The sequence below is a fragment of the Phenylobacterium sp. P4_E10 genome (assembly GCF_056401675.1).
The window spans coordinates 47299-62091 of record NZ_JBFUIW010000002.1 but is presented as its reverse complement, the minus strand read 5'-3'; the positions used below and the strand labels follow the sequence as shown (position 1 = coordinate 62091).

The window sequence follows — 14793 nt, the reverse complement described above, 5'->3', positions numbered from 1 at the left end:
AGCACATGGCGGGGGCCCCACTGATCGCGATTGCGGACGCGCCGGTCCCGGCCGGCGGCGAGGCCGCGTGGTTCAAGGGCGCCGATGGCGCCCAGCTGCGCGCCGCCCTGTTCCCGGCCAAGGGGCCGACCAAGGGTTCGGTCGTGCTCAGCGGCGGACGCACCGAGCCGATCGAGAAGTACTTCGAGGTCATTCAAGACCTCACCGGGCGCGGCTACGTGGTGCTCGCCCATGACTGGCGCGGCCAAGGCCTGTCGCACCGCGAGCTCGGCGACCGGTTGGCTGGTCACGCGAGTGGCTACCGGGCCTTCCTGACCGACTATCGCGCCTTGCTGGCGGCCTATGAAAGCCGGCTGCCGAAGCCGTGGTTCGCGATCGGCCACTCGATGGGCGGCTGCCTGACGCTGCTGGCTCTGGCCCACGGCGAGTCGCCGCGCTTCGAAGGCGCGATACTCTCGGCCCCCATGCTCGGCCTGCAGACCGGCGGCGTCCCGCTGTCGATCGCGCGCGCTCTGGCCGGGTTCAGGACCCTGTTCGGCGGCGCCGGCGCCTACGCCCGGCCGCCGGGACCGTCCGAGACTTACGAGAACAACGTCCTCACCCACGACCGCCCGCGCTACGAGCGCGCCAAGGCGCAGGTCACGGCTCATCCCGACCTCGGCCTCGGCGGTCCGACCTGGGGCTGGCTGGACTTCGCCTTCCGGGCCACCGGCTACCTGGCTCGGCCGGAAAACTTGAAAAGCGTGACGATCCCCGTCGTCATCGTGTCAGCCGAACAAGACAAGCTCGTCGATAACAATGCTCAGCGTATCGTGGCGAAGAACCTCCCCAAGGGAGAGTTCATCAATGTGCCCGGCGCCTACCACGAAATCCTGATGGAGACGGATTCTATGCGGAACATCTTCCTGCGCGCGCTGGACGCCCTGCTGGGCAAGTCGGCGCCCGCGCCGGCCGCCCCCGCCGCCAAACCGGTCGAACCAGCCCCCGCGCCTCAGCCGGCGGCCGCGGCGCCGACGCCTGCGGTTGTTACTCCCGCACCGGCGGCCAAGCCCGTCGAAACGGCCGCGCCGGCTCCAGCCGCCAAGGCGAAGGCGGCGGCCAAGCCGGCCGCAAAGCCCGCCCCCAAGACGTCGGCGGAGAAGGCTCCGGCCAAGGCCGCTGTGAAAGCCCCTGCGAAGGCCGCGGCCGCCAAGCCCGCCGTCAAGCCTGCTGCAGCAGCCAAGGCCGCTCCGGCCGCTAAGAAGCCGGCCGCTAAGCCTGCAGCCAAGCCGGCTGTAGCGAAGGCTGCTCCGGCCAAGAAGGCGCCCGCCGCGAAACCCGCGCCCGCCAAGGCTGCGGCGCCGGCAAAGGCCGCTACGCCCAAGGCCCCTGCAAAGCCCCCCGCGAAGGCCGCGGCCGCGCCGAAGAAGGCTGCGGCTCCGAAGAATGCGCCTGCCACGAAGCCCGCCGCCGCCAAGAAGCCGGCTGCGAAGAAGTAGCTATTTCGCCGAGCGCTTAAGGGCGACCAGGGCCTCGTCGAGGCAGGCCCGGTCGCCCGCGATGGCGATCTGTCCGCCATTCTGGCCCACTGGCTGGCCGCGCCAATTGGTGACCAGGCCGCCGGCTCCCTCGATGAGAGGGATCGCCGACTCGATGTCCCAGGACTTCAGGCCGGCCTCGATCACCATGTCCATCTTGCCCATGGCGACCATCGCGTAGGCGTAGGCGTCGCAACCCAGCCGCGCTAGGCGGGCGGCCGCGCGCACCTGGGTCCAGGCGCCGAGCTCGGCGCCGTCGAAACAGGCCTCTGGGTCGGTTGTGGCGATGATGGCGTCGGTCAATTTGGGGCAGGGGCGCACGTGCAGCGGACGCGTCTCGCCGCGCGATATCAGGCGCGAGCCGCCGGTGTGGCCGATGAAGATCTCGTCCAGGAACGGCTGGCCGATCGAGCCCAGCACGGGGCGGCCGTGGTGGCGCAGGCCGATCAGGGTGGTCCACAGCGGCAGGCCTGCGATGAAGGCGCGCGTGCCGTCGACGGGATCCAGCACCCAGACGAACTCCGCGTCGGGGCGATCCTCGCCGTATTCCTCGCCGATCACCCCGTGTTCGGGATAGCGCTCGGCGATCAGCTTTCGAATGGCGACCTCCGCGCCCTGATCGGCGGCGGTGACCGGGTCGAACCCCTTGGCTCCGCCCTTGTCTTCCAGGCCGTGGTCGGCCCGGTAGAGCGGAAGGATGACGCCGGCCGAGGCGGCGTTCAGTTCGATCAGGAAGGCGTCCAGTTCGGCCAGACGGCCGGCGGCGAGGTCGGAGGCGGGCATGGCTCCCGCTTTACCTCGCCGCCGGCCTCCGCGATATCCCCCAGGCTATCGCAAAGGTCGGGCGCAAAGCAGACGTCGTTTCGGCCTTAGGCCGCCTCGTGGTCGCCGTTCAGCGACTTGGCGAGGTCGAGCAGGCGGCGTCGCGGCCGCTCGCCCAATTGGTAGTAAGCGCGGATGAGGTCCAGGGTCTCCTTGCTGGCCAGCATCTCGCCGCCGCCTTCACCGGGGCCTTCGCCGGGCGAGGCGTGCTGAAGAGGCGCCTCGGTCAGGCCGTCGTAGAAATACCCGACCGGCACCTCCAGAGCCTCGGACAGCTGCCACAGGCGGGCCGCCGAAATGCGGTTGGCGCCGCATTCGTATTTCTGGATCTGCTGGAAGCGGACGCCGCAGGCGCCGGCCAGCTGTTGTTGCGTCAGGCCCAGCAGGCGCCGCCGACGGCGCAGCCGCTTACCCAGATGAACGTCGATGTTGTTGCCCATGGGCTCCATCGCCCCTCGTCCTCTGCTTGCCGCCCGTCCCAAAGCGAGACGGCCTGACCTGATTTTCGCAAGTCGCGCGCCAAGCGAGCGCCGTTCGCGTTGCGCGACAGGGAAAGTCCCGACTACTAGAGGGGCATGACGCACTCTAAGCCCTCGGTGGCGCAGGATGTTTTGTGGCGACTCGAGGCGCTGGCCTTCGACGTGGTCATTGCGTTCGCGCGCATATTGCCCGTCGATGCGGTGTCCGATTTCGGCTCCTGGTTCTTCCGGACCTTCGGGCCGCTAACCAGCGCGCACTACGTCGCCGAAACCAATTTGCGCATCGTCTTCCCGCAGGCCTCGGACGCCGAGATCGGCGACCTCCTGAAGGCGCAATGGGACAACACCGGCCGCACCTTCCTCGAGCTGCTGATTATGGACCGTATCATCGGCGCGCCCGGCCGGGTGGAGATCGTCAACGGCGAGCGGTTCGACGAAATCGCCGCGCGGGAGGAGCCGGTGGTGTTCGTTTCGGGTCACTTCGCCAATTTCGAGGTGATGCCCGCTGCAATCGTCAACTCGCCTGTGAAGTGTCAGATCACCTATCGGGCGATGAATAATCCGCATGTCGAGAAGCGCGTCCGCGACTACCGCTTCCGCTACGGGGTCCGCTACTTTGCGCCCAAGGGCGGGGATGGCGCGCGCGAGCTGCTGGCCGCGCTGGGCCGCGGCGAGTCCGTGGCGCTGATGAATGACCAGAAGTTCAATGGCGGCGTGGCTGCGCCATTCTTCGGCATGACCTGCCACACGGCCCCGGGCCCCACGCGCCTGGCCTTGCGATTCAACACCGTGCTGCAGCCGATGTCGGTCCAGCGCCAGCATAAGGCCCGCTTCCAGGTCGTGGTGCACGAGCCGATCCGCCTGGAGCACACCGGCGACCTGAGCGCCGATATCGAGGCCGGCGTCCACAAGGTCAACGCCTTCATCGAGGACCAGGTACGGGCGAGGCCCAGCGAGTGGTTCTGGACCCACAAGCGCTGGCCGAACGAGACCTACAAGCGCAATCGCTAGGCTGGTCCCGGCACGCCCACCAGCAGCATCGGGTTCATGTTCCGGCCCCGCCATTTGAGCCGCCAGCACAAGTGCGGGCCCGTGGCGCGGCCGGTCGCGCCCACCGCGCCGATCCGCTCGCCGCGGCGCACCTTCTGGCCCTCGCGCACGTCGACGGCGTTGAGGTGCAGGTAGGCCGACACCAGCCCCTGGCCGTGATCGATCATGATCATGCCGCCCTCGAACAGCATACGGGGATCGGCCAGCACCACGGTTCCGCCGGCCGGCGCGTAGACCGGCGTCCCGCGCGGGGCGGCCAGGTCGATGCCGTAGTGCGGCGGGCGGGCGCGGCCGTCGATGATCCGTTGGCCGCCGAACCTGGCCGTCACCCGAAAGTCACGTAGCGGAGAGGAAAAGCCCTCTCGGAAGCTGTCGCCCTCGATGCGGCTGGCGAAGGCGGCCGCCTTGCGGCGGGTCTCCTCGGCGATGCGGGCTTCCAGCTCGGCGTCGGCCTGGCCCTCATAGACCCGCCGAATGCCCTTGATCCGTTGGACATCGTACGACGCCCTGCCGACGTCGAGGGTTCGGGAGGCCTGGCTGAAGCGGCCGTTGACCCGTACCTCGGCCCGCGGGCCGGCGTCGCGGTCGAAGCCGAGGAAGAAGTAGCCGCTGTCCGAGACCGGGCCGATCTGCTGGCCATCCAGGTACACCTTGGCGCCGCGGTCGGTCCGACCGATGGCGAAGCCGCCCTGCTGGAAGCGACCGCTCAGGGCAAGATCCGGCGCCGCCATTGCGGGGCCCGACAGTGCGGCGGAGGCCAGCCCGAGAACCGCCGCGCGGCGGTTCAGGCGTGCGTCAGGGATTCAGATCCTTCCACCGCGCCAGCGCTTCAACCGGCGTGGCGTAGGCTTCCTGGAGGGCTGGGTTCCAGTAGCGCAGCGCCTCCACCGGGATCTTCACCTTGGAGACGGCGCAGATCACGTAGCGTCCCGGCTTGAGCACGACGAACTCGCCGTCGCCATAGTGCAGCGTCGCGAGGTCGGAGCCGGTAAGGTCACGGTCGTGGGCGTTCATGGATCTCTATGTAGCGCGCGAATGCGGCTCAGAACAGATCGCCTTGGTTCGAAGGCGTCGAAGGTTTCGGCGCCCGCGCCGGCTTGGCCGCCGCAGGCTCTGGCGGGGCAGGGGGCGCGGCGGTCGGCGTCCCGTCGATGGTCGCCTCGCGGGCCTGGTCGGCGAACACCAGGCGCACGCCTTCGCCGCTGACCAGCGAACCGCCCTCGCGCACCAGCGTGCCGTCGCTCCGGTGCACCCGGGCGAAGCCGCGCTTCAGCGGCGCGCTGGGGTCGACCGAGGCGTAGAGCTTGGAGAGGCTGGCCAGCCGCTCGGCGGTGCGCCCCAGGCCGCGCTCCATGGCGGGCTTCAACCGCACGGTCAGGCGCGCCAGCCGGTCGGAATGCACCTGCTGGGGCCGCTGCAGCAGGCCGGGATTGAGGCGCGAGGATATCCGCACCAAGTCGGTCCCGTGCGCCGCCACGTTGCGCGACAGCCCTGCGCCCAGTCGGCTGGAGGCCAGGTTGAACCGCTGGGCCGCCATCTCGACCAGATCGGGAACGCGGGCGAGCGCCCGGCCGGCGTGCTCGACGCGGCCGCGGCGATCATCGACCGTGCGTCCCCCGCTGCGATGCAGCCGAGCCGACAGGTCGCCCAGATAGGCGCGGAGCTCCGGCAGTACTGGCGTCGCCATCTCCGCCGCCGCGGTCGGGGTCGGTGCTCGGCGGTCGGAGACGAAGTCGATCAGGGTGGTGTCGGTCTCGTGCCCGACGGCGGAGATCAGCGGGATGGTCCCGGCCGCCACGGCGCGGGCCAGGGCCTCGTCGTTGAAGGCCCAAAGGTCCTCCACCGAGCCGCCGCCGCGCGCCACGATCAGCACGTCCGGCCGCGGCACGGGGCCGTCGGGAGCCATCGCGTTGAAGCGGGCGATGGCGCCCGCCACCTGGCCGGCGGCGGCGTCGCCCTGCACCACGACCGGCCAGACGATCACCCGGCAGGGCCAGCGGTCGCGGATGCGGTGGAGGATGTCGCGGATCACCGCGCCGGTCGGGCTGGTGATCACCCCGACCACGGCCGGCATGGTCGGCAGCGGCTGCTTTCGGGCCGGATCAAACAGCCCTTCGCCCTGCAACTTGGCCTTCAGCCGCTCGAGCTGAGCGAGCAACGCTCCGACCCCGGCCGCTTCCATGGTCTCGATGACCATCTGGTAGCGCGAGCCGGCGGGATAGGTGGTGATCTTGCCGGTCACCACCACCTCCATGCCCTGCTGCGGGCGGATGGAGAGGTTCTTGACCGAGCCCTTCCAGACGACGCCGTCGATGGCGGCTCGCTCGTCCTTGATGGTCAGGTAGACGTGGCCGTTGGAGTGGTGGGTGACCTTGGACAGCTCGCCCCGCAGGCGCACAAAGCCGTAGGCGTCTTCCAGCGTCCGCTTCAGCGCGAAAGCCAGCTCCGAGACCGAATAGGCCTTGGCGTTGCTGTCGGTGTCAGGCGCGATGTCGGTCATGGGTGAGACATAGCGGTCGCGCGGCCCCAGAAAAAGCTAGGGCGCGCCGGCGACGGCAAGCCGTCGCCTGGGCGCGCCCCAACCCATCCCCTCGGATTAGATGTAGCGGCGCAGGGAGCGGGCCAGCTCGTTGGCGCCCGAGCGCTTCTTGGTTTGCACCGGCTGATAGGCGACGCGCGCGTGCTCCAAGCAGTACGGGCCGTCATCCTGGCGGCGGCCGCAGAACGTGAAGCTGTCGCTCGACGGATCGCCGATCGGCCACTTGCACATGTGCGCGCCCAGGGTCAGGACCGTGGCCGTGCCGGGCGCTTCATCGACATAGCGAACCGGCGCTGGGGCCGGCGAGGCGGCCACCGGAGCGGTCTGCTCGGCGATGCGACGCGGCGCGGCCGGAGCCGCGGCGGGACGCGCCGGACGCGGCGCCTTGAAGGTCGGGCGGGCTGGCTTCGAAGGCGCAGCGCGACCCGACAGGCCCAGCCGGTGGACCTTGCCGATCACCGCGTTTCGCGTGACCCCACCCAATTGTTTCGCGATCTGGCTGGCCGAAAGGCCATCTTGCCAGAGTTTTTTTAGGCTTTCGACGCGCTCGTCAGTCCAACCCATGTCTGGCCTCCAACCCGCTTGTAAGGTCCCGTCGCCGCCCCCGCGGCAGTCGGGATCAACATCTTGTGGCGCCCCCTCTCGGGGACCGCCATCGACTACTACATATCGTAACTCATCCCCTAAGAGCCACAATAGGCGCCCTTGGGTTCGTCCACAGAAACCAGATATTGATTCTGTCCACAGGCTTCACCCTGAAGGGGCGCCTTGCGAACCGGCGCAAGCAGGCGCAAATCCTGGCGCATGAAGGACATGCCCGCCGCCGAAGCCGTCATTCCGCCCCAGCCCCGCGATTATCACGGGTTCAACTGGGCGGGTTTCGCGACCCTCTATACGAGGGAGGTGCGCCGTTTCTGGAAGGTCGGGATGCAGACCCTGGCCGCCCCGGTGGTCACGGCGCTGCTCTACATGATGGTCTTCGTCGTGGCGGTGCGGGGCGCGGCGCCGCCGATCCACGGCACGCCGTTCGCGACCTTCGTGGCGCCCGGCCTGATCATGATGCAGGTCCTCAACAACGCCTTCGCCAACTCGTCGTCATCGCTGCTGCAGGCCAAGTTCAACGGCCTGGTCGGCGATTTCATGACCCCGCCGCTGACCCCGCTGGAGCAGGTGCTGGCTTTTTCGCTGGGCGCGGCGACCCGCGGCGTGGTGGTCGGCGCGGTGACCTTCGCGGCCATCCTGCCCTTCGCTTGGCTGCCCGTCGCCCACCTCTGGGCGGTGCTCTATTTCGGGATCTGCGCGGCGCTGATCCTCGGCATGCTCGGCATCATGGCCGGCCTCTGGGCCGAGAAATTCGATCACATGGCGGTGGTGACCAACTTCGTCATCATGCCCCTGACCTTCCTGTCAGGGACCTTCTACCTGGTCGACAAGCTGCCCGAGCCGTTCCGCACGGCCAGCCACTTCAACCCGTTCTTCTACCTGATCGACGGCTTCCGCTACGGCTTCATCGGCCACTCGGAAGGCTCGCTGATCGGCGGCGTCGGCATGGCCGCCGGCCTGGTCATCGCCTTCGCCTTCACCTGCCTCTGGATGTTCGAGACCGGCTACAAGCTGAAAACTTGAGCGGGGCCGCTCCGCCCGTCAGGTCTGCGGCACGCCCACGGCCAGCATGTCGACATGGGTCGGCGCGCCATTGGTGATCACCGGCGTATGGGTGTCGGTGACGAAGCGCAGCTTGCCGTCGACCTCGATCCGCGCCGACACCGTGTAGGTATGGTTCGCCACGATCCGGGCCGGATCGAAGTTCAGTGTGAACCTGAACGGCGGGCCGCCGGCCGACGCGGGGACCACCTGGGTGTCGATCACCTTGGCCGGGGCGTCCATCAGCGAGGTGTCGGCCAAGGTCACCTTAATCTGAGCGTCCGGCGGCAGCATGATCCGCTCGCGATAGGTCACTGTCCCGGTGATCTGGCTCTTGCCGGCGGGCGGCTGGGCGGTGGCGCATCCGGCCAGCAAAAGCATGGCCGCGCCCGCGGCGGTGACCGATTGCCAAGCTCGCATGTTCAACTGCTCCGCGAATTCCAGCGTGACCGTGAACCCACATCCTGAATGCGTCCATCCGATGTCATGGAAGCGAACATTGACAGATCGGCGTTCCCAGCGGAAAACGCCAAGCCTTCCAGTCCCCGCTGCCATCGCCGCGGGGACGCTTACGTTTTCGGAGGGCGATCCCCGTGACTGAAAAGACCGCGCAACAAGCCGCGACCGTTCCCAGCGACCACATCATGGGCGTCTATAACCGCGCCCCGCTGGCGTTCGAGCGAGGCGAGGGCGCGCGACTGTTCACCACGGACGGCGACGCCTATCTCGACTGCATGGCCGGCATCGCGGTGAACGCGCTGGGTCACTCGCACCCCCGGCTGGTCCAGGCGGTGAAGGATCAGGCCGAGAAGCTCTGGCACGTCTCCAACGTCTTCAAGATCCCGGGCCAGGAAAAGCTGGCCAAGCTGCTGACCGACCTGACCGGCCTGGACGAGGTGTTCTTCACCAATTCCGGCGCCGAGGCGATCGAGTGCGCGATCAAGACCGCGCGCAAGTATCACTGGGCCAATGGCGCGCCTGAGCGGATCGACATCATCGGCTTCGACGGCTCGTTCCACGGCCGCACCCTGGCGGCGGTCAACGCCTCGGGCAACGCCGCCTATCTCGAAGGCTTCGGCCCGCGCATGCCCGGCTTCGTCCAGCTGCCGTTCGGCGACATGAAGGCGCTGAAGGAAGCGGTCGGCCCCACCACTGCGGCGATCCTCATCGAGCCGGTGCAGGGCGAGGGCGGGGCCCGCGCCCTGACCGAGCAGCAGCTCCGGGAGCTGCGCCAGCTCTGCGACGACACCGGGACCCTGCTGATCCTCGACGAGATCCAGTGCGGCCTCGGCCGCACCGGCAAGCTGTTCGCCTGGGAATGGGCCAATGACGTGAAGCCGGACATCGTGGCCCTGGCCAAGGCCCTGGGCGGCGGCTTCCCAGTCGGCGCCTGCGTGACCTCGGCCAAGGCCGGCGCCGGCATGACCGTCGGCTCGCACGGCTCGACCTACGGCGGCAACCCGCTGGCCATGGCCGTGGCCCTGGCTTCGATGGAAGAGCTGACTAAGCCCGAGCTGATGGACCATGTCCGCGAGCTCACCGGTTACTTCGCCCAGCAGTTCAATGGGCTGAAGGACCGCTATCCGGACGTCGTCGTCGACATCCGCGGCAAGGGCCTGCTGATGGGCCTCAAGCTCGCCACCCCGAACCGCGAGTTCATGCAGCACGCCCGCGACCAGCACCTGCTGATCGCCGGCGGCGGCGACAACTGCGTGCGCCTGCTGCCGCCGCTGACCCTGACCCTGGAAGAGGCCCGCGAGGCGATCGAGAAACTCGACCGCGCCTGCGAGGCCGCCCGCGCCAAGGCCAAGGCCGCCGCCTGATCCGAAACCGCTCGTCCCGGCGAAAGGCCGGGGCTCAGCCGACATCCCCCGCTCTCGCCAGATGAATTCTGGGTCCCCGCCACGGCTGGGACGAGCGGGGTTAGTGGGGACCCCGCGATGACCCAATCTCCGAGACATTTCGTCGACCTCTGGAAGATCGAAGCCTCCGACCTGCGCGCCATCCTGGATGACGCCAAGGCCCGCAAGGCCGCCCGCCGCGGCTGGCCGCAGGGCCGCGTCGATGGCGACGCCCCGGCCCGCGAGCGGACCCTGGCGATGATCTTCCAGAAGAACTCGACCCGCACCCGCTTCTCGTTCGACGCGGCCATGCGTCAGCTGGGCGGCGACGTCATCATCTCTACCGCCGCCGACATGCAGCTCGGCCGCGGCGAAACCATCGAGGACACCGCCAAGGTGCTCTCGCGCATGGTCGACGCGATCATGCTGCGGGCCAACAGCCACGAAGACGTCGAGCGGCTGGCCTACGCCTCGTCGGTGCCGGTCATCAACGGCCTGTCCGACAAGGGCCACCCTTGCCAGATCATCGCCGATCTGCAGACCTTCGAAGAGCATCGCGGTTCGGTTCAGGGGCGCACCCTGGCCTGGGTGGGCGACGGCAACAACGTCTGCTCCAGCTTCATCCATGCCGCGCCCAAGCTCGGCTTCACGCTGAACATTGCCTGTCCGGCGGTCTACCACCCTGACCTGATGGACCTGGCCCGCGCGGCCGAGCAGCAGGGCAAGGTGAACCTGACCGACGACCCGCGCGAAGCGGTGCGTGGCGCGGACTGCGTCATCACCGACACCTGGGTCTCGATGGGCGACACTGACCACGACGAACGCCTGGAGGCGCTGGAGCCCTACCAGGTCGACAGCGCCCTGATGTCGCTCGCCGCCAAGGACGGCGTCTTCCTTCACTGCCTGCCGGCCCACCGCGGCGAGGAGGTCACCGACGAGGTCATCGACGGCCCGCAATCGTTGATCTGGGACGAGGCGGAAAACCGCATCCACGCCCAGAAGTCGATCCTCGCCTGGTGCTTCGGCGCGATCTGAACCGCGTCAGGGGGAGGCGAGCGCTGAAGCTCGCAACTTCGGCGTCGCCTCCCTATATGCCGCCACCATGTCCGACACCGTTATGAACGCCATCCCCGACGACATCGTCGCTCCCTTCCAGATCGAAGGCGAACCTGTGCGCGGGCGCCTGGTCCGCCTGGGTCCGGCCGTCGACAAGATATTGTCCGGCCATGCCTATCCGGAGCCGGTCGCAAACCTGCTGGGCGAGGCTTGCGCGCTGGCCGCCCTGGTCGGTTCCAGCCTCAAGTTCGAGGGCCGGCTGATCGTTCAGGCTCAAGGCGACGGCCCGGTGCGCTATGTCGTGGCCGACTACGACACCTCCGGCTCGGTGCGCGGCTATTGCAGGTTCGACGAGGATGAAGTCGCCAAGCTGACCACCGGCTTCGCGCGCCCCGGCGCCAAGAGCCTGCTGGGCGGCGGGGTGTTCATCATGACCGTCGACCAGGGTCCGGACATGGACCGCTATCAGGGCGTCACCGCCATCGAAGGCGAGACCCTGGCGCTGTGCGCCGAGCAGTACTTCGCCCAGTCGGAACAGACCCCGACCCGCGTGCGCCTGGCCGTTGGTCAGGCCGATGTGGGCCAGGGGCCGCACTGGCGCGCCGGCGGCATGCTGATCCAGAACATCGCCGAGGACGACGCCCGCGGTTCGACCGCCGAAGCCTGGGTGCGCTCGCAGGCCTTCTTCGAGACCATCGGCGAGGACGAACTGCTCGATCCGACCATTTCGGCCGACACCCTGCTGTTCCGCCTCTTCCACGAGGATGGTGTGCGGGTCTTCGAGCCGAAGGCGCTGCAGGCCTTCTGCCGCTGCTCCCAGGAGCGCATCGAAGGCGTGCTCAAGTCGTTCGGCGAGGACGAGCGCGCCGACATGGTCGAGGACGACGGCCAGATCCGCGTCACCTGCGAATACTGCTCGACCGTCTACGCCATCGATCCGGCGACGCTCTAGCCCACCGCTGTTCAGCCCTCCCACGGCCGTAGCCGCGGCAGCCACCTGGGCACCGCTGCAAAGTAGCGCGGGTAGTCCTGTGGAAAGCTGCGCCGCAGGGTCGGCTCCTCATAGCCGAGCACGAAGGCGTGGAAGAGCGCCCACATCGCCAGGCCGTAGGCCAGCGTCCAGGGATGGGCGCTCAGCAGCCCTTGCCCGACGATCAGCGCCAGCACGCCCACGTACATCGGGTTGCGGACGTAGCGGTAGCAGCCGGTGACCACCAGGCGCTCAGGCGGTGCGATCGGCGCGGGCGTTCCGCGCCCTTTCAAGGCGAAGCGCAGAAAAGACTCCAGCAGGATCGCCAGGCCGAACAGGGCCAGCACTGCGCCGATTGTCGCCAGGATCGGCCATCCGGGCAGGGCCGCGCGCGGCGTCGCGCTGGCGATCAGCCAGGGAACCACGCCGGCCACCGTCCCTGGCGCAAGCAGCAGGAACAGGAACGAACCGAGCAGCGACGCGGTGCGGCTCATCGTGGGGCTCCCCAAGGAGTGGCTGGCCGATGTCGAGAGCAGGCTAGCCTCCGGCGACGGCTGACGCGACTATGGCGTCATGGAGAACGCCGTGGACGACCGGGAATTCGACGAACTGGCCGCCCTGACCGGGGCGCTGCTTGGCGGGCTGGAGGCGCTCGCCTTCATCGGTCGGCAGTTGAACCCGCCTGACCTGCCCAGGGTGCTCGCGGCCGTCGGGACGCCGGAGGAGGGATTGCGCCAGCGCCTTCTGCAGTCGGCTGACTGGCAGGGCCAGGTCGTCGCGCTGCGCGAGCCGTTGGTGGAAGCCGGCTCCGCCGTCGTCTCGGGGTTCGAGGAACTGCGGGCCGGAGTGGAGGCGGGCGACGTGATGCAGGCCTTCCGGGCGCTGCGCCGGGGACCGCGGGCGCTTGAGGCGCTTTATCCGCTGGCGGGCGTCCTGCCGCCGGTGAACCGCTTTTTCCTGGAGCCTGCCCTTCGCGGCGACGAGGCGTTGCAGGCGCGCTTCCGCGCGCCCGCGCCTCACACCGGCGTCATGCACGCCGGCGGCGACCTCGGCGCTCGCGGATCATTCTCGCTCTATGTTCCGGAGTACTATTCGGCCGACCGCGCTTGGCCGCTGGTGGTGGCCCTGCACGGCGGCTCTGGGAACGGCCGCGGTTTCCTTTGGAGCTGGTTGCGGGCGGCGCGCAGCCGCGGCGCGATCCTGGTGGCGCCTACCGCCGTGGGTGAGACCTGGGCGCTGACCGGGCCGGACTTCGACACGCCGAACCTGGCGCACATGCTGTCCGAGGTCGGCGCGCGGTGGAACCTGGACCCCGGCCGCCTGCTGCTCACGGGCATGAGCGACGGCGGCACCTTCGCCTATGTCAGCGGCCTGGAGCCGACCTCGCCGTTCACCCACCTTGCGCCGGTGGCGGCCGCCTTCCATCCGATGCTGGCGCAGATGGCCGACGGCGACCGACTGCGGGGCCTGCCGATCCATGTCGCCCACGGGGCGCTGGACTGGATGTTCCCGGTCGACACGGCGCAGGCCGCCGTCCAGGCCCTGGAAAGGGCCGGCGCCGATGTCGTCTATCGGGAGATCGCCGACCTCGCCCACACCTATCCGGTGGAGCTGAACGCCGAGATCCTGGACTGGCTCGAGACTAGGCCGCGTCCAGCGCGCGGCTGACGTCGCGGCCGAGGTCGCCAACCCCTTCCAGGCCGACGCTCATCCGCACCCAACCCTCGGTCAGGCCGATCTCCAGCCGCTCGGCCTCGGGCATCGAACGGTGGGTGGTGGTGCACGGGTGCGTAGCCATCGACTTGGCGTCGCCCAGATTGTTGGAAATGTCGACGATCTGCAGGGTGTCGAGGAATCGCCAGGCGGCCTCGCGGCTGCCGAGGTCGAAGGCCACCACGTTGCCGCCGCCGGTCATCTGGTTGGCGATGATCGCCGCCTGCGGGTGATCGGGACGGCCCGGATAGAGCACCCGCTTGGCCTTGGAGTGGGCGGCGATCACGTCGGCGATCTTTGCGGCGTTCTGGGCCTGGCGGGTGACGCGCAGCTCCAGCGTCTCCAGGCCCTTCAGCAGCACCCAGGCGTTGAACGGCGAGAGCGCCGGCCCAGTGTGGCGCAGGATGTCCTTGTAGGACTCGGTCATCAGCGGCTCGGCGCCCAGGATCGCGCCGCCCAGGACCCGGCCCTGGCCGTCGATGTGCTTGGTGGCCGAGTAGACGACGATGTCGGCGCCCAGGGCCAAGGGCTTCTGGAAGACCGGCGTGGCGAACACGTTGTCGACCACCAGCTTGGCGCCGGCCGCGTGGGCGATCTCGGCCACAGCGCCGATGGCGGTGACCTCCAGCAGCGGGTTTGCGGGGCTTTCGACCAGAAAGCACTTGGTGTTGGGGCGCACCGCGTTCTTCCAGGCCTCCAGGTCGGTGGCGTCCACATAGGTCACTTCGACGCCGAACCGCGGCATCCACTCCGACAGGATCCAGCGGCAGGAGCCGAACAGCGCCCGGCCGGCCACGATGTGGTCGCCGGCGCGCACCAGCCCTTGCAGCGCCACGTGGATCGCCGCCATGCCCGAGGCGGTCGCCTTGCAGACGTCGGCCCCTTCCAGCAGCGCCAGGCGGTCCTCGAACATCTGCGTCGTGGGGTTGCCGAAGCGCTGATAGATGAAGCCTGGCTCCTCCCCGGAGAACCTCTTGTCGGCCGCGCCGGCGCTCTCGTACGAAAAGCTCTGGGTCAGGAAGAGGGCTTCGGAGATCTCGCCATAGGGCGTGCGGGCCATGCCGCCGCGCACCAACTTGGTCTCGATCTCCCAATCGTGCGCGTCTTCGGCCATCACGGTTTCCTTTATCGCTGGAGGCAGCGCCTTCTAACCCCCGGCCCC

The 14793-nt window shown here is 68.9% G+C and carries 16 protein-coding genes; 7 read left to right on the top strand and 9 right to left on the bottom strand.

The window, feature by feature from the left end; translation table 11 throughout:
• Positions 1-5 precede the first annotated feature (5 nt).
• A complete protein-coding gene (locus AC1DQJ_RS02295) occupies positions 6-1478 on the top strand; it encodes an alpha/beta fold hydrolase (protein ID WP_477599859.1) in 1473 nt (490 codons plus the stop codon).
• On the opposite strand, the gene hisN is transcribed toward AC1DQJ_RS02295, so the two are convergent.
• Together hisN and AC1DQJ_RS02285 are read right to left on the bottom strand one after the other, a co-directional pair.
• Positions 1479-2300 carry a histidinol-phosphatase gene (gene hisN / locus AC1DQJ_RS02290; RefSeq protein ID WP_477599857.1) on the bottom strand — a complete coding sequence of 274 codons (822 nt, stop codon included), beginning with the start codon at positions 2298-2300 and terminating at the stop codon, positions 1479-1481.
• Positions 2301-2386: 86 nt separating this feature from the next.
• Positions 2387-2788 (bottom strand): helix-turn-helix domain-containing protein, encoded by a 402-nt coding sequence (locus AC1DQJ_RS02285; protein WP_477599855.1) that lies wholly within the window; start codon positions 2786-2788, stop codon positions 2387-2389.
• A gap of 126 nt (positions 2789-2914) precedes the next feature.
• Between AC1DQJ_RS02285 and AC1DQJ_RS02280 the strand changes: the two genes are divergently transcribed.
• Entirely contained in the window at positions 2915-3829 is a 915-nt protein-coding gene (locus AC1DQJ_RS02280) for a lysophospholipid acyltransferase family protein (RefSeq protein ID WP_477599854.1), read from the top strand.
• On the opposite strand, the gene AC1DQJ_RS02275 is transcribed toward AC1DQJ_RS02280, so the two are convergent.
• The 4 genes from AC1DQJ_RS02275 to gcrA form a co-directional block, all read right to left on the bottom strand.
• Positions 3826-4599: a peptidoglycan DD-metalloendopeptidase family protein gene (locus AC1DQJ_RS02275; RefSeq protein ID WP_477599852.1), complete on the bottom strand. Its 774-nt coding sequence runs from the start codon at positions 4597-4599 to the stop codon at positions 3826-3828. The genes AC1DQJ_RS02280 and AC1DQJ_RS02275 overlap by 4 nt on opposite strands.
• Positions 4600-4663: 64 nt before the next feature.
• Entirely contained in the window at positions 4664-4882 is a 219-nt protein-coding gene (locus tag AC1DQJ_RS02270; protein ID WP_477599850.1) for a DUF2093 domain-containing protein, read from the bottom strand.
• Between the two features lie 28 nt (positions 4883-4910).
• Positions 4911-6368, bottom strand: a complete 1458-nt coding sequence (gene xseA / locus AC1DQJ_RS02265) for an exodeoxyribonuclease VII large subunit (RefSeq protein WP_477599848.1) — start codon at positions 6366-6368, stop codon at positions 4911-4913.
• Positions 6369-6464: 96 nt separating this feature from the next.
• Positions 6465-6971 (bottom strand): cell cycle sigma 70 cofactor GcrA, encoded by a 507-nt coding sequence (gene gcrA, locus AC1DQJ_RS02260; RefSeq protein ID WP_477599846.1) that lies wholly within the window; start codon positions 6969-6971, stop codon positions 6465-6467.
• A gap of 240 nt (positions 6972-7211) precedes the next feature.
• Here gcrA and AC1DQJ_RS02255 point away from each other — a divergent pair, with 240 nt between their 5' ends.
• Entirely contained in the window at positions 7212-8033 is an 822-nt protein-coding gene (locus tag AC1DQJ_RS02255) for an ABC transporter permease (protein ID WP_477599844.1), read from the top strand.
• 18 nt (positions 8034-8051) lie between these two features.
• On the opposite strand, the gene AC1DQJ_RS02250 is transcribed toward AC1DQJ_RS02255, so the two are convergent.
• Positions 8052-8471 (bottom strand): YbaY family lipoprotein, encoded by a 420-nt coding sequence (locus AC1DQJ_RS02250; protein WP_477599842.1) that lies wholly within the window; start codon positions 8469-8471, stop codon positions 8052-8054.
• Between the two features lie 224 nt (positions 8472-8695).
• On the opposite strand from AC1DQJ_RS02250, the gene AC1DQJ_RS02245 reads away from it, so the two are divergent.
• The 3 genes from AC1DQJ_RS02245 (at position 8696) to AC1DQJ_RS02235 (ending at position 11900) form a co-directional block, all read left to right on the top strand.
• Complete coding sequence (locus tag AC1DQJ_RS02245) at positions 8696-9874, top strand: acetylornithine transaminase (protein WP_477600453.1); 1179 nt, start codon at positions 8696-8698, stop codon at positions 9872-9874.
• Positions 9875-9991: 117 nt separating this feature from the next.
• Complete coding sequence (gene argF, locus AC1DQJ_RS02240) at positions 9992-10927, top strand: ornithine carbamoyltransferase (RefSeq protein ID WP_477599840.1); 936 nt, start codon at positions 9992-9994, stop codon at positions 10925-10927.
• A 67-nt stretch (positions 10928-10994) separates the two neighbouring features.
• The gene (locus AC1DQJ_RS02235) at positions 10995-11900 is read left to right on the top strand and encodes an Hsp33 family molecular chaperone (RefSeq protein ID WP_477599838.1); all 906 of its coding nucleotides are present in this window, start codon (positions 10995-10997) and stop codon (positions 11898-11900) included.
• Positions 11901-11911: 11 nt separating this feature from the next.
• Here AC1DQJ_RS02235 and AC1DQJ_RS02230 read toward each other — a convergent pair whose 3' ends face one another.
• Positions 11912-12412: a methyltransferase family protein gene (locus tag AC1DQJ_RS02230; protein ID WP_477599836.1), complete on the bottom strand. Its 501-nt coding sequence runs from the start codon at positions 12410-12412 to the stop codon at positions 11912-11914.
• Between the two features lie 91 nt (positions 12413-12503).
• On the opposite strand from AC1DQJ_RS02230, the gene AC1DQJ_RS02225 reads away from it, so the two are divergent.
• Positions 12504-13586, top strand: a complete 1083-nt coding sequence (locus tag AC1DQJ_RS02225; RefSeq protein WP_477599834.1) for a carboxylesterase family protein — start codon at positions 12504-12506, stop codon at positions 13584-13586.
• Here AC1DQJ_RS02225 and metZ read toward each other — a convergent pair.
• Positions 13561-14745, bottom strand: a complete 1185-nt coding sequence (gene metZ / locus AC1DQJ_RS02220) for an O-succinylhomoserine sulfhydrylase (protein WP_477599832.1) — start codon at positions 14743-14745, stop codon at positions 13561-13563. The genes AC1DQJ_RS02225 and metZ overlap by 26 nt on opposite strands.
• Between the last annotated feature and the right edge of the window lie 48 nt (positions 14746-14793).